The following is an 18,277-nucleotide window of genomic DNA, read 5'->3' as shown; positions in this document are numbered from 1 at the left end:
TTCGATGAATGCGAAAGACCCGAAACCGTCTATAGAGGGCGGGCTGGCCGCAACACGCCGTGCAAGGCCGCTACTGGCCTTGCTAGTGTGCTTCCTGGTGATCGTGATGGACGGCTTCAACACGACATCGATCTCCTTTGTCGTGCCGAAGCTCGCTCATGAATGGCATCTGGCGCCGGCGCTCTTCACCACCGTTTTCGTGGCGACGAACATTGGCGCGGCGATTGGCTTCATGATCTCCGGTCCACTCGCTCAACGTTTCGGACACCGTTACATGGGTGTCGCCAGCGTGGTGCTGTTCGCCGGGAGCACGCTGCTGACGTCGTATGCAAGCGATATCGCGAGCTTGTCCGTCATGCGCCTCGCGGCGGCCATCGGTCTGGGTGCGGCGTTGCCGATTGCGATTACGGCGGCGGCCGGCATTATTGGCGCGAAGCATAAGGTTGCGGCGTCCCTGCTCATTACGACAGGCATGTCCGTTGGCGCGGTCACGGGCGGCGTGACGGGCGGCCCGCTGATGAGTCACTTCGGCTGGCAGTCTATCTTCGTGACCGGCGGCGTCCTGCCTTTCCTGCTGGTCCCCGCGTTCTTTCGCATCCTCCCGGCGCGCCCCCCGGTGATAGCCAATACCGCCGCCGTGCGTGCGTCAAACCCGCTCAAGGCGCTGTTCGAGAACGGTCTGGGTGCCTACACGTGCCTGCTGTGGCTATTTTCGTTCCTGATCTTCATGGACGTCTACGCGTTGCTGTTCTGGGTGCCGACGCTGCTGGTGGATTTCGGCTTCTCGGCAGAGCATGCGTCAGTCGGCATGGCCGCTTTCAGTATCGGTGGCCTGAGCGGCAACATCCTGATGACCGGGGCTGTCGCAATGATGACGCTCGCCGGCAGGATCAAGGTGAAATCGGCGCTGGTGGTGGGGCTGTTGCTGGTGATTCTCAGCATTACCGGGCTTAGTCAGGCGGCGGTGGCGCCAGGCATCGTGTTGCTGCTCATCGGCGTGATCGGCGCCGGTCTGGTCAACGGCATCATGGGGCAGACCGCGCTCGCCGTCGCTTTCTATCCGCCGGAAATTCGCGCAACCGGGGTTGGCTGGGGGCATGCGATCGGGCGGGTCGGCTCTTTCGTCGGGCCTGCGATTGGCGGTGGTTTGCTGTCGCTCGGCTGGCCGGTACGCGACATTGTCCTCACCTCCGTTGTGCCTGCCGGTGCTGCGATCTTCGCGCTCGCAGCCCTATCGTTGATCGGCCGCAGAGCGGCGCAAAAGTTTCCCGATCGTGCCGTGGTGGAGCACTGAGTCTCGCCACGTCGAGCTTTTCTAATCCAACGCAAAGATACTTTCGATCATGAAGATTATTGCTTACGCCGACGGCGGCCGCACCGCACTCGGTATCGTCACCAGCCCGACCCATTTCATCGCTGTCTCCGACATTGCCCCGGACCTTCCTTCCAGCCTGATTTCAATCCTGGAGCAGGAGGATGGGCTAACGCGGCTGCGGCAAGCGGCAGAGGGGCGGCAAGGCGATCGGGCTCTCGCTGACGTCACGCTCAAACCCTTCCTGGACCGCCCGAACGCGATGTGGGCACTGGCGTTGAACTTCAAGAGTCATATCGCGGAGACGGGACTTCAAACGTCGAAGGAATTTCCCCACCTTTTCATGCGCACGGCTGCGTCCTACGTCGGCGCCGGCGAGCCGATCCTGGCGCCGGTGGAATCCGTTGCACGCGCGTTCGACTATGAAGGCGAACTCGGTGTCGTGATCGGCACGCCTGGCCGCTATATTCCGGTGGAGCGAGCGCTCGAACATGTGGCCGGTTACACCTGCCTCAACGAAGGATCGGTTCGCGAGTTCCAGATGCACAATCGTCAATTCGGTCTCGGCAAGAATTTCGAAGCATCCGGGTCTTATGGGCCGTGGCTGATGACTCGCGACGAATTTGGCGATCCTGCAAAGCACACTGTCATGACTCGCATTAACGGTGTCGTTCGTCAGAGCGCGCCGCTCGACGACATGCTGTTGAGCGTGGCGCAAGTGATCAGCTATCTGAGTCAGGGCTATCGTTTGCGGCCTGGCGACCTGATCGCAATGGGAACGCCTGGCGCGTTGAAGCCTCAGCCGGATGACGTCGAGGGCCGCGATCTCTCGCGCCAGTATGGCCCCTTCCCGACGCCGGGTCTGGTGCATATGCGGCCGGGAGACTGGGTCGAGATCGAGATCGATGGGCTGGGCGTGCTGGGCAATCCGGTCGCCGCCGACGCGTCGATCAGTGAAAGTGGCTACGGCGTACGGAAGTCCGCGGCCTGATTCCGGCTGAAGCAATCCTGGCTTTAAAAGGGTGTGGGGATCGTTCGGAGCCCCACGCCAACGTTTAGCTACGCTGATTATCCAGCGTTACCGAATGCCTGCGAAACTCACTGGGTGGCACACCCATGTGTTGTGCGAAGAAACGCGTGAAGTGACTGTGTTCTTCGAACCCCAACTCCTCGGCTACGTCGGAAAGCGGTTTATTGCTAGCGCCAAGCAACTGGATTGCATGAGACATACGGACCCAGTCGATATAGTGCTGCGGTGAAATGCCCATGCATAGCCGGAATTGCTGGAAGAATCTCGACCTGGACAGGCCGACTTGAGCTGCCACCTGGGCGACCGTGGGATTCGTCACTGAAGCGTGCTTGATGAAATCCACCGCTTTGCGGATGCGAAAATCAATCGGTCTGCCTGACGGAATAATGCCGGCCGTCAACGCAGGATCGGCAAAATCCCGACCGAGTGCGGTCACCAGATCCGCAAGAATGGGCATGCAATTGTCGTCCTGAGCGACCAGGTGGTTGGTGATCGCCGCGGCGATACGATCCACGTGATGCCGCACGTCCGGCGTCACGACAACCTCAGCCTTCGGAAAAATACTCGCGGTGCCGCTTTCAGCGAGTTTCAATTGCTGGCGCAACCAGGGGGCTTCGACGACGAGGGAAAGGATCAAGGAGGGTTCGTCGTCGCTGCCGCTTTTTGAGTGTTCGACCCACGGATTCAGACAGATTGCCCGCTCCGCTGTCAGCGCGCAATCGTCCGCGCCGATGCGGAAATTGCTGTTGCTTCCACCAAGCTTGAAAAGGAACTGGTATTGGGCGTGAGCGTGAGCGACAAGCGGACGGCTAATGAAGTTAACCGTTGCTCGCCCGAAACTTCCTTGCAGAATCCAGACGGGCTTGTCTCCGTCAATTGGTACGTTCGTCATACCCAACATTTCTCCTCGTGGAACGGGGCGGCGCGTAACGCTTGCCGGGTTCCATGAATACAAAAAAAGACGCTTCAATAAGCGGTGAGATCTTGCGGCAAGCTTGTCTATCGACAATTCGCATAGACGTCACTTAATCAAAAGTAAGGAGTGCAGTCAATGGGTAGAAACCTGTTCCGACCTGCATGCAGGGTGTGGAAAGTCTGGACGATTTGACAAGCAATCGGCGCTTTCGGTCAGGTGTTCCAGAGGAGGTGGGCTTATATTGAATCCACCGTGTTATTCGAAAGTAGGGATAGGCATGCCGTTTTTTGAACGCGATGGGATACGCTTTGCATACGATGAGTTCGGCCCTGCCGGGGCGCCTGTCGTTGTCTTCAGTCATGGCTTCCTGATGGATAGCGACATGTTCCAGCCGAACATCGAGGAACTCCGTAATGAGTTCCGGTGCGTCGTCTGGGACCAGCGGGGTTTCGGTGCGACGGGCGCCGTGACCCGGGCCTTCAGCTACTGGGACTCGGCGCTCGATCTCATTGCCTTGCTCGACCATCTGGAGGTGGCCTCGGCATCGCTGGTCGGCATGTCTCAAGGCGGATTTATATCGATGCGTGCGGCGTTGCTGGAGCCGGATCGTTTTCGGGCGATCGCCCTGATATCGACACGAAGCGATATCGACTCCGAAGCGGTCCAGCAGTCTTTCGAAGAACTGAAAGCGGAGTGGGCACGCAATGGTGCGAAGAATGTCGCGCAGAATCTGTCGGTGTTTCTGTTCGGTCCCGAGTACGCGGCGTCGGAATGGATTCGCAAATGGATGAACGCCAGCGCGGATCACTTCGAACATCCGGTCAATGCCCTTGTATCGCGCGATGACATCACGCCGCGTCTTGGCGAAATCACGCATACGTCAATCGTATTCCACGGACGCGACGACGCCGCCATCAGCCCTGACTGCGCCGAGGCGCTCGCCGCCCGGTTGCCGAACTGCAAGGATCTTGTTCTGGTCGACCGAGCGGGACACACGCCGAATTTGACGCATGCCGGTAGTGTGAATCCGCCGTTGCGGGACTTCCTGCTCCGCTACGCACGCTAGGACGAGACGGGCGCTCTTCGTTCTTACTTGCTGCCCGGCACGGTCTGGGTGTTGTTCTGTGACCCCTGAGCCGATGTATTCTGATCCGAGCCGCTCCGGTCCGTGCGGACTGGTTGATAGCGCGTGTGTTCGTGGTCGTGATTCACATGCATGTGCTCATTGGCAAAGACCGGTGTAGAAAAAGAAATGCTTAAAAGCACGGCCACGAAAAACGTAGTGACTTTCATGATGAACCTCTCCGCTTGATCTGAAGCGCGTCGGTTTAACGCCCTTTAATTCTATTCACGGCGAGGGCTAGTGGAAACACGAGCGTGGCTCAATCTGAACGATTGCAATCAAGTCATTCGTTTTATGGACAACAACTTGGCCATGTCGTCGATATAGGCGGTGATTTCGTCATGACATGCCTGCATCAGGGCTGCCCGGCGGCGACATGGGCGGCGTCGGTCGCCTCCTGCCAGCCGCCACCGAGCGCCTTGTAAAGCGCGACGAGTGCAAGCGCCATATCACGATCGCTTTGCGCCAGCTTGTCGTCGGCGGCGTACAGTGAGCGTTCTGCGTCCAGCACGGAGAGGAAGTCATTGAGCCCCTGCCGGTAGAGCCGCGTCGCGATGGTCACCGCCTCGCGGTCTGCGGCGACCTCGGCAGCGAGCCGATCACGCCGAACGTGTGACTGCGCATAAGACACGAGGGCGGTTTCGACATCGCGCAACGCCCCCAGAACCGTTCGCTGGTACACGGCCGCGGCCTGATCGGTCCGCGCCTCTTCGGCACGCATTGCGAAGCGGACCTTACCGGCGTCGAATATGAGCCAGCTAATGTTCGGACCAATCGAGAAATAGCGGCTCGGCGCGGTGAGAAACGTCGATGCGTTCAGGCTCTCCAGGCCGGCAACGCCAGTCAGCGAGAAGTGGGGGTAGAGATCGGCCTGAGCGACGCCGATACGGGCATTCGCGGCGGCAATCCGGCGGTCGGCTGCCCGGATATCCGGCCGGCGGCGCAGGAGGTCGGACGGAAGGCCAACAGGCACGTCCGCCACGGCCGAAGGAATCGCTTGGGGCGTATCCAGCTGGGCAAGCAATTCTTCCGGCGGATGCCCGATCAGCGCGCCAATGCGATAAATGGACGCGCGTTCGTCCGCCTGGAAGGTTGGGATCGCGGCTTCGGTATCGGAGACTTGAGCCTGTGCGCGCAGTACATCGAGACGCGAGGCGAGGCCCGCGTCGAATTGCGACCGGGTCAGCGACAACGAGTCTTGCTGAATGGACAAATTATTGCGCGCGACGGCGAGTTGCCGCTGCACCCCGCGTAACTCGATGTAGTTGCGCGCCACCTCCGCGAGCAAGGTCAACTCGACGTCGCCCATGTCGGCCACGGCGGCTTGATACGAGGCATCGGCCGATTCGACGCCGCGACGTTTGCCGCCGAATACGTCGATCTCCCACGAAGCGTCGAAACCCGCCTGCCATAGATTGCCGTTAGCGCCCGGACCGAGGCCGCCAGGCGGCACGCCGACCGGCACATTGGCGCTACCGTGAGTCCGATCGTATAGGGCGCCTGCGCTGGCGGTGGGGTATTGCTCCGCGCCTGCGATGCCTCGCAAGGCCCGCGCTTCACGTACGCGAGCCTGGGCAATGGCGAGGTCGGGGGCGGCATGCAGCGCTTCGGTCATGAGCGCGTTGAGCGTCGCGTCATCGAAGCCTTCCCACCAGGCGTCATGCGACGTTTGCGCTTCTTTTGCCGTGCTTGCCGCATTTGCCGCCGAGCCGGTTTGCTCTGTAAATGCCGCCGGCATGACGGGTTTCGGCGGCACGTAGTCGGGGCCCACGGTACAACCCGTGAGGAGTCCCGCCCATGTCGCGACGATTGCGCCCAGGCCTGCGATCCGTCGTCGCGGGTAAGGAGGGCGACTCGGCGGCGCTGCCGCTAGTTTCCGAAGCCGAGCCATGCCGGGCGCTCCCTGACGAAGATTTCCGTTTCGACAGACATGCCCGGCGAGATCAATTTAAGCGCGTCTCCTGGGTTGTCGAGTTCGATTTTTACCGGCACGCGCTGCACCACCTTCACAAAATTGCCCGTTGCGTTTTCCGGCGGCAGAAGCGCGAAGTGCGAGCCGGTGCCGCGCTGGATGCTGTCGACGTGACCGCGCAGCCGCAAGTCCGGAAACGCATCGACGAAGACCTTGACCGACTGACCGGGTCGAACGTAGGTCAATTGTGTTTCCTTGTAGTTCGCGATCACAAAGAGCTTGTCCGGGACGACCGACAACAGCGTTTGTCCAGGCTGCACGAAGTTGCCTTTCTCGACGCTTTTGTTTGCGACGCTGCCGGACTCGGTTGCGTAGATCTTCGTGTATGAGAGATTGAGCGTCGCTTGCGCGAGCATGGCTTGAGCCTGAGCGACCGAGGCCTCCGCCGTTTTCACCTGGGCGCGTGCAAGCGTGGCCTGCGCCTGTAGTGCATCGACCTTGACCTGGGCCGCCGTCACAGAGGCCCGCGTGCCGTCGGCCGCCGCCTTTCCCTCGTCGACGCGTTCCGACGACACGGCGCGCACATCGGAGACGGATTGCAGCCGCGCCAGATTGGCGCCGGCAAGTTTCGCATTGGCATGGGCAACGTCAAGCTCAGCCTTTTGCTGGCCGATATTGGCGTCGGCCACCGCGACCTGATTGCGAGCCTCTTCGAGCTTCCCAATGGTGGCCTCGACATTGGCGCGTGCCAGATCCACCTGAACGACATAGTCGCGCGGGTCGAGTTCGACAAGGAGCTCGCCGGCGGTCACCTTGCTGTTGTCGTTGACATGAAGGGTCTGCACGTAAGCCGGGACCTTGGGAATGACCGAGACCAGATGCGCGTCGACATAGGCGTCGTCGGTCTCTTGCTCGTACAGGCCCGGCACCAGGAAATACGCGGCGATCGCGAGCAGAACGATCAACACGAGCAGGCCGAGGATCAGCCAGCGTCGATTGTCAGGCGGCGGGGGCGCCGCAGGCGCAACAGCGGGCGGCGGCGGGGTGGCCGGTTTTTGAACCGGGGGCGCGTCGCTCATCGCTGGCTCCGTTCGCGAGTGTGGAAAGAGTTTCGAAGAGACAGGGTTCGCATGGCCGCGCTCCTTATTTTTTGGCTACCGGGGTCGGCGGAATGATGGGGACGAGGCACAGTGCGATGACACCGACCGCCGCCATGAAGGCGAAAGCGTCCGCGTAGGCGAGGGTGGCGGCCTGGTGCGCGCCTGCTTCGGCCAGCATTTTTACCGCCGCGCGTTGGCTCTCGACAGGAGAATAACCACCGCGTGTGACCAGCGTTGCGCTCACCGACGCGAGCCAGTCTCGTGTGACCGGATTGTCGTGGCGCAGGTGTTCGAAGAGGCGCGATGAATGAAGCGTCTCGCGATGCCCGATGAGAATGGTCAGCAGCGCGACCCCGAGCGACGCGCCGAACTGCCTGAAGGTCATGTAAAGCGAAACGCCGTCGAGCAGCTTGTTCTGCTCGATTCTCGCTACCGTGCCGCTGCCCACCGCGGGTAGCAACGGCGACAGGCAGCAGGCGTAAAGAATCAGCGGAAGAATGTAGTAATAGCCGGGCGTGTCCGTCGTCAGCAGGCGGTTGAACAGAACCATCGACGCGATCAACATGACGAGCGCGATCACGATCGTTTTGCGCTGACCGATTCGCGCGATAAGACCGACCATGAGCGGCCGGATGGCCGCAGCCGTCAACGCATAGACGCATATGATCTGTCCGGTCTGGGTCGCACTATGGGTATGGGTCGACAGATTGCGCAAAAATTCGGGCAGTACGAACAGGCTACCCGACAGGATCATGCCGGTGAAGACACCGATCAGCGCGGACGACAGCACGTAGCGGTCACGCAGCAGGCCGAGCCAGAGGAGCGGCGTTCGATTCGCCGGAGTCGCTTGCCAGATAATGAAAAGAAGCAGAGCCGCGCCGCTCGTCCACGCTAGCACGCGAATATGAAAGGATCCAAACCAGTCGTCGATTTCACCGCGATTGAGGATGATCTGAAGCGAGATCAGCGCCGTCGCGAGGAGGGCGATGCCGAGCCAGTCGGTCCGGATCACGCGGTCGGAGGCGGGCGGCGGGAGCGTCGGAAAGTAGCGGGCCAGCAGCCATATCGCGCCGGCCGCGTACAACAGATTCGGCAGAAAAATCAGCCGCCAGTTGAAATGGTCGGTGATATAGCCGCTCACCAGAAGCCCCGCCGCGCTTGATAAGTAGAGCAGCGTGGAGGCCTTCATCAACGAAGGGCTGCGCTGCGGTTTGGCCATCAGAACGTAGATGCTCGCCCGCCACCATACGACGAGGCCCGCGCCGGCCAACCCCTGGACGGCGCGCCAGATCAGCATCGATTCGAGATTCGGGGATATCGCACACCCCATGGAGGCGATCGCGAACACGACGATGGTCGAGATCAGGAAGCGCTTGTAGCCATAGTGCCCGGCCATCCAGACGGAGACCGGTACGCCGAGGAACAGGGCGCAGCTATAGACAGTCAGCAGCCAGCTCGCTTCGTCCGCCGATACGCCGAGCGTGCCGGTCAGATCGGCCAGCACGAGGTTCATGCTGTCGAACGTATAGAACTCCATCCCGGTCGCGAGGCCGAGGCCCAGGAGCAGAAGACGCGTATGCGCGGGCGACAGGGGGAGCGCCGCCATGGGCGCGGCCGGCATCGCGCTCGGCAGGGCAGTGTCACTCATTACAACGGCCTATGCGCGTTTGACAGGTGGCAATCCCGCGGCCACGCTGGCGGCGGACAAAAACGAGCCGTGCAGCATAGGGGACTCCTCGATGAATGGGCGCGATGCCGGTACCACAAATTAGATCACGATGCCGTGCATGGTGACCCAGTTGGACCTTAAAAGTCCTGAAGGGAGACTTAAAACCTGTTACAGCGTCGGCGTGCCTGTGCTGTTGCCGATGGTCCCGACAGTGTGTCCCTTCCGTCAGAACAACTGTTTCTGCCCCGACATCAAGGTCGTAAAGTCGTCGCGCAATAGCGGCAGGATCGCGTCGGCGACCGGTTGCAACTGCCGCGTCAGATAGTGTTCGTAGTCGATTGCGGAGCGCAACGTTTCGAGCGGCTCCGGCCCGGCGGTCGTCATGACATAGCTGATCCAGCCGCCGTTCTGGTATTGCAACGGACGCCCCTGTTGACGGTTGAACTCGTCGGCCACCCGTGCCGCGCGCACGTGCGGCGGCACGTTGCGCTCGTACTCGCCGAGCGAGCGGCGCAGCCGCTTGCGGTACACGAGCTGATCGTCCAGTTTTCCTGACAACGTATCGCGAACGTAGTCGCGCACATAGTCCTGATACGGCTGTTGCCTGAAGATTCGCCCATAGAGTTCCTGCTGGAACTGCTGCGCGAGCGGCGTCCAGTCGGTCCGCACGGTTTCGAGCCCTTTGTAGACGATATCCTCGCTGCCGTCGGGCAAAACAGTCAGCCCGGCATAGCGTTTCTTGCTGCCTTCCTCGGCGCCGCGAATCGTCGGCATGAAAAAGCGCTTGTAGTGCCGCTCGAATTGCAACTCGAGCGCGCTATCGAGCCCGAAACGCGCCTGCAGGCTCTGGCGCCACCACGCGTTGATATGCTCGACGAGCGCACGGCCGATGCGGCTCGCGTCTTCTTCACTATGCGCGTGCTTCAGCCACACGAACGTTGAATCCGTGTCGCCGTAGATGACTTCGTAGCCTTGCGCCACGATCAGCTCACGCGTGGCGTGCATGATTTCATGGCCGCGCATGGTGATCGACGACGCGAGACGCGGGTCGAAGAACCGGCAGCCGGTGGAGCCGAGCACGCCATAAAAGGCGTTCATGATGATCTTTAAGGCCTGCGAAAGCGGCTTGTTGTGCTCGCGTTTGGCGGCTTCGCGCCCTTGCCACACCTGGCCGACGATCGACGGCAAACAATGGTGTGTGCGCGAGAAGCGTGCGCCGAGAAAGCCAGGCACCGACTGGTCGTCGCCGGGATTGCGCATGCCTTCCACGAGACCCACCGGGTCGATGAGAAACGTACGGATGATCGACGGGTACAGGCTCTTGTAGTCGAGCACCAGTACGGAATCGTAGAGGCCGGGCCGCGAATCCATCACGAAACCACCGGGGCTCGCGGCACCGGCTACGTCGCCGAGATTCGGTGCGACGTAGCCTTGCCGATGCATCCTCGGCATATACAGATGCGTGAATGCCGCGACCGATCCGCCGCTGCGGTCCGCGGGCAGGCCGGTGACCGTCGCGCGCTCCAGCAGAAACGGCAGCAACTCGGTCTTCGCAAAGATGCGCGTCACCAGCTCGCAATCTTTCAGGTTGTACCGTGCAAGGGCAGGCTTGTCCTCGTCGAAGCGGCGCTGGATTTCATCCATGCGCTGATAGGGATTGTCGATCGACTTGCCTTCGCCCAATACGGAACGCGCTACATATTCGAGGCTGAACGAAGGGAAACTCCATGTGGCGGAGCGCAACGCTTCGATACCGTCGATGATCAATCTTCCCGCGGCGCCTGCGAAGAAATGGTTCTGTTTGTGACCGTGCTCGCGCCATTCCATCACTGCGCCGCCGCGGCCGAGCCGCAGCGGCACGCGCAATTGTTCGGCGTGCTGCTGCAGCACACGCAAATCGAATTGCACCAGATTCCAGCCGATGATCGCGTCGGGGTCGTGCCGTTCCAGCCACGTGTTCAATTTTTCGAGCAACTGTGCGCGGGTTTCGCAGTATTCGAGGTCGAAGTCGATACCGCCGCCATCGCAATCTTCACCGTTTGGCGGTCCGAGCATATAGACCTGACGCTGTCCGCACCCTTCGAGCGCGATGGAATAGAGCTCGGCGTGCGCGCTGGTTTCGATATCGAGCGACACCAGCTTCAATGATGGCCGGTAGTGTGTAGCCGGCTTCAATTCGCCATTCAGAAGCGGGCCGTTTTGCTGAGGATCGCCGCCGAACCACACCGGCGCGGTAATGAACCGCTCCATCATGTAGCGCTCGGGCGGGAAAATATCGGCCTCGTAGACATCGACGCCGCCTTGTTTCAGGCGTTTCTCGAAGCCCGTCAATTGCCGGTACTGCGGGCAGTAAAGCCCCATCACCGTCCGATGCTGGAAATCGCTCAGATCGAGCGGGCGCAGATCGAGCGGCGCCTCACGGCGCAGGATCATTTCCGCGCGCTCCCGGTGCTCTGCCGGAATGAAAGCCACGGAAGGCTGAGGGCGCAGGCGGATGTGACGGGGCCCGCCGTCTGTTGCCAGCCAGAAATCCACTTCCGTGCCGGCGGGCGTATCCCGCCAATGTCGGGTCAGAATGAAACCCTGCTCAAGCTCAGTCAAACTTCCACCTCTAAACGGGCGTTATCGCCGGACTCGATTTTACCGTTATGCGGTTGTCGCCGTAGCCCGGCTGAATGCAGGTATGCCGGGTAGTCTGTATCATCGTTTTGCAGCGATTCCTTCGGCGCAGGCCATGCGCCGGTCAAGTCTATTAAGAACGGAGTGAACGGAATGACTTTGAGCAAACTTGTTGTTGTGGTCGCGGTAGCTGCAACCAGCTTTGGTGCGCAGGCGCAAGTTGCCGGCACACAACCTTTGAGCGTCACGGTCGAGCAATCGAATGCGCTACTGAGCGGCTGGAGTGTGAAGAAGAGCATTCTCGGCAAGGCGGTGTATAACGACCAGAACGAGAAGATTGGTTCGATCCGCGATCTGGTGGTCGCTCCCGACGGCTCGCTGTCCGCGGCGATCGTCTCCGCCGGCGGATTTCTTGGCGTGGCGTCGCATGACGTAGCGGTGCCGATCGCCGCGCTGGATATTCGTTCTGGAAATTTCTATCTGGCTGGCGCGACCAAGGATGCTTTGAAGGCGACCCCCGAGTTTCAGTACAACAAGGTTCAGGCGCCGCCGAAGCCTAAAAAGCTGACTGGCCAGTAATGCACGGAGCCGGCGGATTCGCGCGCCGGGTTGCAACCGGCGGCGCTTGAATCACGCCTGAATCACGCTGAATCACGCGGCAAAAAACACGGCGCTCGCGGCGCGAATCGGTAGCTTGCTCAAACCGTTTCACGCTTGCGGCGCCGTTTTTGCCTTCAACAAGCGCTCGGTCGGATCACCGTTCACGCTTCCAGTGCGAGCGTGGCGAACGTGCCCAGCCAGTGTTCGCCCATATAGTCGCCGGCCACGTGCGGCAGGGCGCTCAGAAGATGACGCTCGGCCGAGTCGAACAATACCGTGCGGCGCACGTCGCCGGCGGGCAGTGCGCGCGCCAGCGAGCGCTGGCACCATGCGCGGCTCAGATTCAGGCCGTCCAGGTGGGCAATCTTGCCGTCGGTGCGGTCGGTCACGGTGACGGGTTCGAACAGCGTGGCGGGCTTCTTCGCGCCGAGGTCCGGCAAAAAGCGGCTGAACCATTCGACAAATTGCGCAGGCGCCAACACGCGCCGCATCAACTCCGCCTCCATTAGCGAGGGCGACAGGAACTCGTCGCCGGCAGGCTCCCACGCCTGACACGCGACATCGTTCAGAAACCAGCGTTCCGCCGTATTCACCAGCAGCGCCTCAAGCGATTCACGCGACGTTTGTCGTGCGAAATCTAGCGTGAGCGCAAGCGCGAATGCCATGTTGAAGTGCGTACCGACGCGCAACGGGTAGGTCGCTTTTGGCAAAAATTCCTCGAAGCGTTCGACAAAGGCCTCGGTAAGCGGCGCAAGAACCTTGGACCAGCGCGCTGCTTCCGGTAGTGTCGGCGAATGGAGTTGCGCGCTCAGCGCGAGCAGCCACGCCCACCCATACGGGCGCTCGAAACCGCGGTTGTGCGGCAGGTCGAGATACGCGAGCTCGCCGGCCACGTTCGCTTCGGTGAAGTGCGCGTCGACCACCGCGACGATGCGTGCTGCTTCAGGCAGATCGGGAAAGCGGTCGAGCAGATGCAGGATCAGCCAGTAGCCATGCACGCATGAATGCCAGTCGTAGCTGCCGTAAAAAATTGGATGCAGAGCACGCGGGCCTTGCACATCTTGAGGACCGGCAAGCGAGTGGGTCAGTTTGTTCGGATACTCGCGCGTGAGATGGGCGAGCGCGAGATTGGCGAATCTGGACGCGAATTCGGGCGTGAGTTGAACGGTCATCGGCGTCTCCTCAAAAGCGGAATACGAAAAGGTATGACAGTATGGTATTGACGACCGGCAATAGTAAAGCAGGTGGCTATTGCGTCTTGATCGCGCCGTTCTGGTTTTTCCGTTCCAGCGCGACGGTACGGACGTCTGTTCTGCCTACGTTGGCGACCCAGCCGGCGAGGAGGACGATTTGACTCAGGTCGGTGTAAACCGGATGACAGTCGGCGGCCAGACTTACCGGGCTTTTCGAAGCTTCACGCCCATCGCCGATGCTGGTGCCGTGATATTCGCCCCGCATAGGCTGCTGCGGACTGACGTTAAGCCGCTTAAGCCGCTGCTAGCCGTGGCTATCGACCCAGGCGCGCGCCCAACCTAGCCCCGCGAGCTGAGCCTCTTCTTCCGTATCAAAAACACCGAGTACCCCGGAGGCCTCAACCATCTTTGTGTCGCGGGTGATGGTCCCGCTGCCGGCGTATCGTTCAGGCGAAAGGATGTCCTCTTGCTGAAGTATGGCGTGACCGAAGATGCGGTATCCCTTGTAGCTTCCCGATTCCATCAGCGCACGACCTCAACATGCGCGTTGTGAGCATCAACGCGCAGCACGTTCCCCTCGGGCGTTATCAGACGGGGGATTTCCGATACGTCAGGCGTAACGTGTCGCGCACCTGCACCGGCCGTTCCCTGCTTCACGGCCAGCTTCGTGGCGGTGGTCGACGGGCGATGCGCCCGTGTTTTTACCAAATGGGGCACACGCCGCTTAGGCGTAGGCGACTTCGGTGCGACTGTTCCCTGAAGCAATCCACCCCGAGCTTCGGGCGGATTCCAGACCTCGACGTAGTGCTCACCTGCAAATGCGGCCGAAGTACACGCCAGTAAAAGCAACCCGCAGCCAACCCGTTTCACTATTGTTTCTCCTTGGCGATGCGATTCAGTCTATCGCTGCAGGATACATCCCCTCCGACGCACGACCCGTCGCAACCGTCACAGTAGTGGCGGTCACGCACGGCGCCGTCGACACGCCAGACATTCGTAGCCACCGGACGAGCGGTGCCCACCGAGTGGCCATTTTCGCTCGCAAAGAAGGTCGGCTCCCCGGCTCGGCCACGACGAATGGTTTCATCGATTTCCTGCTCGCCAAACGCAGATTTCATGCCGGCGACAAACGCCGCAATTTCGGGCATTGGATGGCTGACGGCCTTGCGAACGCGCATATCCATGAAGCCTCTCCCGGAAAAAAATGCCTGCTCGTGTCTATGAAGTTGCGTTTAGAGTACTGTACATCCATACAGGTTTTTGCGCAATCCCATGGTCCCGCTGCCCGTTCCGGAAGCAATAATCCATAGCGGTCGCAACTAGGCGATGTTTGCGTGAGCGCAGACGGCGTTTCCGGTTTCAGATGGTGCGCGGCATCACTGTGTTCACGCCAGATTTTCCTGCTTGAATGAGGGGCCGCGGCACTCTATGCTCGGAGTGCTGTTCCTCTTCAGGAGCTGATCATGAAAGGCGCTGCGGTGAACGTGCATTTCGATGCGAAGTTTTTGGTGCTGGACCTGGCAGACGGCCGGGCCGCTTATTTTCCTCTGGAGTTGTTTCCGCTCCTTGAGTCTGCGTCGCCGATGGAACGTGGGCATTTCGCCATTTCGATTGACCGGCAGCAGTTGCACTGGCCCGAACTCGGCGAAGATGTCGACGTGACGGCATTGCTCCTACCGCTCGATGACGCGAAGCTTCACTAAGCTGAACACGGACCATCTGGTCACGTTGCGTCGCCACACCACAGTTTTGGCAGGAAGGGCAGGAATGGTACGGCGCGTGAGGGCCGCTCATAAGGTGGCAACGGTGCGCAGCCTGACCCGAGAAGTAGACCGATGTGCGTCTCGAGGCGCCTTTGCGGCAATTCCCCGATCAGGGTGACGCAGTCGCGTCACTCGCAGCGAGCCGAGCTTGCGTCACGCGGTCGCCCGAATGAGCGCGCTCGCTGCGGTGATGGCCGGGATGGCTTTCGTCAGGAGAGACTGGCACCCCAGACTAGAACAACTCGAGAATCCGGTGATACATCATCCCGAGTTCGAGCGCCGGCCCGCGCAAGGCCGGCCCGCCCGGAAAGCGCGCATGCCGCAACTGCGCGAACAGATCGAAGGCCGCTGTCTCACCGGCCATGGCCTTTGCAATGACGCGTCCGGCAATGCCGGTCAACGCCACACCGTGCCCGGAAAAACCTTGCACGTAGAAGTAGTTCGGATCGATCGAGCCGAAGTCTGGCGCGCGATTGCGCGTCACGTCGACAAAACCACCCCACGCATAGTCGATTCGCACATCGCCGAGTTGCGGGAACACGCCGATCATGCGCTTGCGAATCTCTTCGCCGAGTTGTACGGGCGACGCACCGGTCGAACTCGCGCGTCCACCGAACAGCACACGATGATCCGCCGACAAGCGGAAGTAATCGAGGAAGAAGTTGTTGTCGCAAATCGCCTCGCGCCCTTTGATCAGTGCGTCGGCGCGTGCTTTGCCAAGCGGCTCCGTGGCGACGATATACGATGCAATCGGCGCAATGCGCGCGGCCACCGGCGCAGGCAACACGTCGCCGATCGTCGCGTTACCGCACGCGGCGACGAAACGGCAGCGCACCTCGCCGTTCGCGGTCCGCACAACAGGGCGCGCGCCGCGCACGATTTCGATCACTGGCGAATGCGCGAACAGTTGAGCGCCTTCACGACGTGCTGCGTCGGCGAGGCCGAGGCAGTATTTGAGCGGATGCAGATGGCCGGAAAACGGATCGTAGACGCCCGCCAGATAGCGTTGCGACGCGACGCGAGAACGCACTTCATCGGTATCGAGCCACGAGAGTTTCGTATATCCCCAGCGTTGTGAGGCCGACTCCATCCACGAGCGCAAATCCGGCACGCGCTTCGGTTTGGTCGCCACCGTCAGATAGCCGGAGGTGAAGTCGCACTCGATGCCGTAACGCTCGATGCGCTCGCGCACCAGACCCACACCTTCCACCGACATGGCCCACGCGGCGCGCGCACCGTCGAGACCGAGTTGACGCTCAATGATCTCGTCTTTGGCGAAACCGACCAGCGTCTGCCCGCCGTTGCGGCCCGATGCGCCCCAACCCGGGCGGTGCGCATCGAGCACGACGACCGACAAACCGCGCGCCCGGCATTCCAACGCCACCGATAAACCGGAGAAACCCGCGCCGATCACGCAGACGTCGGCTTCCACGGTGCCGTCGAGCACCGGATCGTCGGCAAGCGGACGGGCCGCGCTCGCTTCGTAGTAGGAGTTGGCGATCAGCGCATCGGCGCGGCGGTCGAGGGTGTGGAAACCAGCGGAGCCAGGAGTCGGAGCATTCATCAAAGCAGATCCTTCATTCGATACCAGGCCATCGCGAGCACGAGGGCAGGGGTGCGCAGTGTAGCGCCGCCCGGGAAGTCGCGGTGACGAATCTTGCTGAACAGATCGAAGCGCGAAGCCTGGCCGTCGATGGCTTCGGCGATCAGTTTACCGGCAAGCCCCGTGGTATTCACGCCATGGCCCGAAAAGCCCTGGGCGAAATAGACGGTAGGCGACAGGCGCCCGAAATGCGGCGCGCGATTCATTGTAATGTCGACGAAACCGCCCCACGCATAGTCGATTTTGACGTCGTCGAGTTGCGGGAAGGTCTTCAGCATGTCGCGGCGCATCGCCTCGCCGAGGTTGCGCGGCGCGAACGTCGAATAGCTGACTTTGCCGCCCCACAGGAGGCGGTTGTCGGGAGCAGGCCGGAAATAGTCCAGCACGAAGCGGCTGTCGCACACGGCCGCTTTCGCGGGCATCAGCGCTTCGGCGCGATCGGGGTCGAGCGGTTCGGTGGCGATCACGTAGGTGCCGACCGGCATGATCTTGCTGGCGACATCCGGCGCGAGTTCGCCGAGATAGGTATTGCAGGCGAGCACGACGAATTGCGCATTCACCTTGCCGCGCGCGGTTTCAGCCACATGCCGGCCGTTTTCCTGACGCAGCGCCGTGACGCAACTGTCTTCGAAAATCTGTACGCCGGCGGCGCGTGCCGCGCGGGCCAGACCGAGCGTGTAATTCAGAGGATGCAGGTGACCGCTGTCGGCATCGAATAATCCGCCGAGGTAGCGCTGCGATTGAACATAGTCGCAGACGCCGTCGGCATCGACATAACTGTAGCCGTTATAGCCGAAGCGCTGTTGCGCTTCGTCGCGCCATTTTTGCAGCGCGTCCGTATCGCGCGGCTTGTTCGCCGCGGTCAGATAACCGATGGTCAGGTCGCAGTCGATCTGATGCTTCGCGACACGCTCCTTGACGATATCCAGGGTTTCGAGCCCCATGTCCCAAACACGCTTCACGTCATTCGCGGGCATGAACTTCGCGAATGTGTCGATATCGCAGGCAAAACCGCCGATTAACTGGCCGCCGTTGCGGCCGCTCGCGGCCCATCCGACCTTCGATGCTTCGAGCACCGCGACCGTGTGACCGCGTTCGGCGAGGTTCAATGCAGTCGAGATGCCGGTGAGTCCCGCGCCGATCACACAGACGTCGACAGTGATGGTCTCTTCGAGCGGGGGATGGCGCGTGGTGTCGTTGGCGGTTGCTGCGTAATACGAGGCGACGTGAGGCTGGTTTGAGAATCGGAGCATAGGCAGAGCATGCAGAAGAGGCCTTGGCGCGTGGCCCGCGAAATAGCCGGGCCACGTGACGAGGCGGGTCGTTTTAGAACGAGTAGATGAACTGCGTCGCGAGCAGGTCGTTGGACTTGCCGTACGAACCGTCGTTCTTCAGGAACACCTGTTTGTTCGCCCAGTCGTGGCGGTATTCCACCTT

General features: G+C 61.2%; 19 protein-coding genes. 5 read left to right on the top strand and 14 right to left on the bottom strand.

The window, feature by feature from the left end:
* The first annotated feature begins 4 nt into the window (after positions 1-4).
* Together KHO23_RS27270 and KHO23_RS27265 are read left to right on the top strand one after the other, a co-directional pair.
* On the top strand, positions 5-1,294 hold the full coding sequence (locus tag KHO23_RS27270; RefSeq protein ID WP_211614912.1) for an MFS transporter: 1,290 nt from the start codon (positions 5-7) through the stop codon (positions 1,292-1,294).
* A gap of 49 nt (positions 1,295-1,343) precedes the next feature.
* The gene (locus KHO23_RS27265) at positions 1,344-2,303 is read left to right on the top strand and encodes a fumarylacetoacetate hydrolase family protein (RefSeq protein WP_211614910.1); all 960 of its coding nucleotides are present in this window, start codon (positions 1,344-1,346) and stop codon (positions 2,301-2,303) included.
* A 64-nt stretch (positions 2,304-2,367) separates the two neighbouring features.
* Here the strand turns inward: KHO23_RS27265 and KHO23_RS27260 are convergent, their stop codons facing one another.
* Entirely contained in the window at positions 2,368-3,234 is an 867-nt protein-coding gene (locus KHO23_RS27260) for a helix-turn-helix domain-containing protein (protein WP_236067016.1), read from the bottom strand.
* Between the two features lie 301 nt (positions 3,235-3,535).
* On the opposite strand from KHO23_RS27260, the gene KHO23_RS27255 reads away from it, so the two are divergent.
* On the top strand, positions 3,536-4,324 hold the full coding sequence (locus KHO23_RS27255; RefSeq protein WP_211614906.1) for an alpha/beta fold hydrolase: 789 nt from the start codon (positions 3,536-3,538) through the stop codon (positions 4,322-4,324).
* 23 nt (positions 4,325-4,347) lie between these two features.
* Here KHO23_RS27255 and KHO23_RS27250 read toward each other — a convergent pair whose 3' ends face one another.
* From KHO23_RS27250 to KHO23_RS27230, 5 genes are all read right to left on the bottom strand, one after another.
* On the bottom strand, positions 4,348-4,551 hold the full coding sequence (locus KHO23_RS27250; protein WP_211614904.1) for a hypothetical protein: 204 nt from the start codon (positions 4,549-4,551) through the stop codon (positions 4,348-4,350).
* Positions 4,552-4,736: 185 nt separating this feature from the next.
* Positions 4,737-6,272: an efflux transporter outer membrane subunit gene (locus KHO23_RS27245; RefSeq protein WP_268963942.1), complete on the bottom strand. Its 1,536-nt coding sequence runs from the start codon at positions 6,270-6,272 to the stop codon at positions 4,737-4,739.
* On the bottom strand, positions 6,251-7,372 hold the full coding sequence (locus KHO23_RS27240; protein WP_211614900.1) for an HlyD family secretion protein: 1,122 nt from the start codon (positions 7,370-7,372) through the stop codon (positions 6,251-6,253). The genes KHO23_RS27245 and KHO23_RS27240 overlap by 22 nt, the downstream gene beginning before the upstream one ends.
* Before the next feature lie 64 nt (positions 7,373-7,436).
* Positions 7,437-9,041, bottom strand: coding sequence for an MFS transporter (locus KHO23_RS27235; protein ID WP_236067006.1), 1,605 nt, complete (start codon positions 9,039-9,041; stop codon positions 7,437-7,439).
* A gap of 246 nt (positions 9,042-9,287) precedes the next feature.
* Complete coding sequence (locus KHO23_RS27230; RefSeq protein WP_211614897.1) at positions 9,288-11,663, bottom strand: DNA polymerase II; 2,376 nt, start codon at positions 11,661-11,663, stop codon at positions 9,288-9,290.
* A 171-nt stretch (positions 11,664-11,834) separates the two neighbouring features.
* On the opposite strand from KHO23_RS27230, the gene KHO23_RS27225 reads away from it, so the two are divergent.
* Positions 11,835-12,260: a PRC-barrel domain-containing protein gene (locus KHO23_RS27225; RefSeq protein ID WP_211614894.1), complete on the top strand. Its 426-nt coding sequence runs from the start codon at positions 11,835-11,837 to the stop codon at positions 12,258-12,260.
* 182 nt (positions 12,261-12,442) lie between these two features.
* Here KHO23_RS27225 and KHO23_RS27220 read toward each other — a convergent pair whose 3' ends face one another.
* The 5 genes from KHO23_RS27220 to KHO23_RS27205 all read right to left on the bottom strand — a co-directional run bounded on the left by KHO23_RS27220 (position 12,443) and on the right by KHO23_RS27205 (position 14,658).
* Complete coding sequence (locus tag KHO23_RS27220) at positions 12,443-13,453, bottom strand: DUF2891 domain-containing protein (protein ID WP_211614891.1); 1,011 nt, start codon at positions 13,451-13,453, stop codon at positions 12,443-12,445.
* A 76-nt stretch (positions 13,454-13,529) separates the two neighbouring features.
* On the bottom strand, positions 13,530-13,739 hold the full coding sequence (locus KHO23_RS27215; RefSeq protein WP_211614888.1) for a hypothetical protein: 210 nt from the start codon (positions 13,737-13,739) through the stop codon (positions 13,530-13,532).
* A 39-nt stretch (positions 13,740-13,778) separates the two neighbouring features.
* The gene (locus tag KHO23_RS27210) at positions 13,779-13,997 is read right to left on the bottom strand and encodes a hypothetical protein (protein ID WP_211614886.1); all 219 of its coding nucleotides are present in this window, start codon (positions 13,995-13,997) and stop codon (positions 13,779-13,781) included.
* Positions 13,997-14,323 carry a hypothetical protein gene (locus tag KHO23_RS35690; RefSeq protein WP_407946079.1) on the bottom strand — a complete coding sequence of 109 codons (327 nt, stop codon included), beginning with the start codon at positions 14,321-14,323 and terminating at the stop codon, positions 13,997-13,999. Before KHO23_RS35690 ends, KHO23_RS27210 begins: the two co-directional genes overlap by 1 nt.
* A gap of 20 nt (positions 14,324-14,343) precedes the next feature.
* Positions 14,344-14,658, bottom strand: a complete 315-nt coding sequence (locus KHO23_RS27205; protein WP_211614884.1) for a hypothetical protein — start codon at positions 14,656-14,658, stop codon at positions 14,344-14,346.
* A gap of 279 nt (positions 14,659-14,937) precedes the next feature.
* Here KHO23_RS27205 and KHO23_RS27200 point away from each other — a divergent pair, with 279 nt between their 5' ends.
* Positions 14,938-15,177 carry a DUF2442 domain-containing protein gene (locus tag KHO23_RS27200; RefSeq protein WP_211614882.1) on the top strand — a complete coding sequence of 80 codons (240 nt, stop codon included), beginning with the start codon at positions 14,938-14,940 and terminating at the stop codon, positions 15,175-15,177.
* A gap of 292 nt (positions 15,178-15,469) precedes the next feature.
* On the opposite strand, the gene KHO23_RS27195 is transcribed toward KHO23_RS27200, so the two are convergent.
* The 3 genes from KHO23_RS27195 to KHO23_RS27185 form a co-directional block, all read right to left on the bottom strand.
* Entirely contained in the window at positions 15,470-16,801 is a 1,332-nt protein-coding gene (locus KHO23_RS27195; protein ID WP_211614880.1) for an NAD(P)/FAD-dependent oxidoreductase, read from the bottom strand.
* On the bottom strand, positions 16,801-18,093 hold the full coding sequence (locus KHO23_RS27190; RefSeq protein WP_211614877.1) for an NAD(P)/FAD-dependent oxidoreductase: 1,293 nt from the start codon (positions 18,091-18,093) through the stop codon (positions 16,801-16,803). The genes KHO23_RS27195 and KHO23_RS27190 overlap by 1 nt, the downstream gene beginning before the upstream one ends.
* Positions 18,094-18,166: 73 nt before the next feature.
* On the bottom strand, positions 18,167-18,277 hold a 111-nt coding region (locus tag KHO23_RS27185), incomplete at its 5' end, for a DUF3138 family protein (protein ID WP_211615109.1).

The sequence above is a fragment of the Paraburkholderia haematera genome (genome assembly GCF_905220975.1).
GTDB lineage: Bacteria > Pseudomonadota > Gammaproteobacteria > Burkholderiales > Burkholderiaceae > Paraburkholderia > Paraburkholderia haematera.
This window is presented reverse-complemented; position numbering and strand designations above follow the sequence as displayed.

Excerpts from the sequence above, each read along its gene's own strand:
- KHO23_RS27270 (WP_211614912.1), top strand. The coding sequence starts at position 5 with ATGAATGCGAAAGACCCGAAACCGTCTATAGAGGGCGGGCTGGCCGCA.
- KHO23_RS27265 (WP_211614910.1), top strand. The coding sequence starts at position 1,344 with ATGAAGATTATTGCTTACGCCGACGGCGGCCGCACCGCACTCGGTATC.
- KHO23_RS27260 (WP_236067016.1), bottom strand. The coding sequence starts at position 3,234 with ATGACGAACGTACCAATTGACGGAGACAAGCCCGTCTGGATTCTGCAA.
- KHO23_RS27255 (WP_211614906.1), top strand. The coding sequence starts at position 3,536 with ATGCCGTTTTTTGAACGCGATGGGATACGCTTTGCATACGATGAGTTC.
- KHO23_RS27250 (WP_211614904.1), bottom strand. The coding sequence starts at position 4,551 with ATGAAAGTCACTACGTTTTTCGTGGCCGTGCTTTTAAGCATTTCTTTT.
- KHO23_RS27245 (WP_268963942.1), bottom strand. The coding sequence starts at position 6,272 with ATGGCTCGGCTTCGGAAACTAGCGGCAGCGCCGCCGAGTCGCCCTCCT.
- KHO23_RS27240 (WP_211614900.1), bottom strand. The coding sequence starts at position 7,372 with ATGAGCGACGCGCCCCCGGTTCAAAAACCGGCCACCCCGCCGCCGCCC.
- KHO23_RS27235 (WP_236067006.1), bottom strand. The coding sequence starts at position 9,041 with ATGAGTGACACTGCCCTGCCGAGCGCGATGCCGGCCGCGCCCATGGCG.
- KHO23_RS27225 (WP_211614894.1), top strand. The coding sequence starts at position 11,835 with ATGACTTTGAGCAAACTTGTTGTTGTGGTCGCGGTAGCTGCAACCAGC.
- KHO23_RS27220 (WP_211614891.1), bottom strand. The coding sequence starts at position 13,453 with ATGACCGTTCAACTCACGCCCGAATTCGCGTCCAGATTCGCCAATCTC.
- KHO23_RS27215 (WP_211614888.1), bottom strand. The coding sequence starts at position 13,739 with ATGCGGGGCGAATATCACGGCACCAGCATCGGCGATGGGCGTGAAGCT.
- KHO23_RS27210 (WP_211614886.1), bottom strand. The coding sequence starts at position 13,997 with ATGGAATCGGGAAGCTACAAGGGATACCGCATCTTCGGTCACGCCATA.
- KHO23_RS27205 (WP_211614884.1), bottom strand. The coding sequence starts at position 14,658 with ATGGATATGCGCGTTCGCAAGGCCGTCAGCCATCCAATGCCCGAAATT.
- KHO23_RS27200 (WP_211614882.1), top strand. The coding sequence starts at position 14,938 with ATGAAAGGCGCTGCGGTGAACGTGCATTTCGATGCGAAGTTTTTGGTG.
- KHO23_RS27195 (WP_211614880.1), bottom strand. The coding sequence starts at position 16,801 with ATGAATGCTCCGACTCCTGGCTCCGCTGGTTTCCACACCCTCGACCGC.
- KHO23_RS27190 (WP_211614877.1), bottom strand. The coding sequence starts at position 18,093 with ATGCTCCGATTCTCAAACCAGCCTCACGTCGCCTCGTATTACGCAGCA.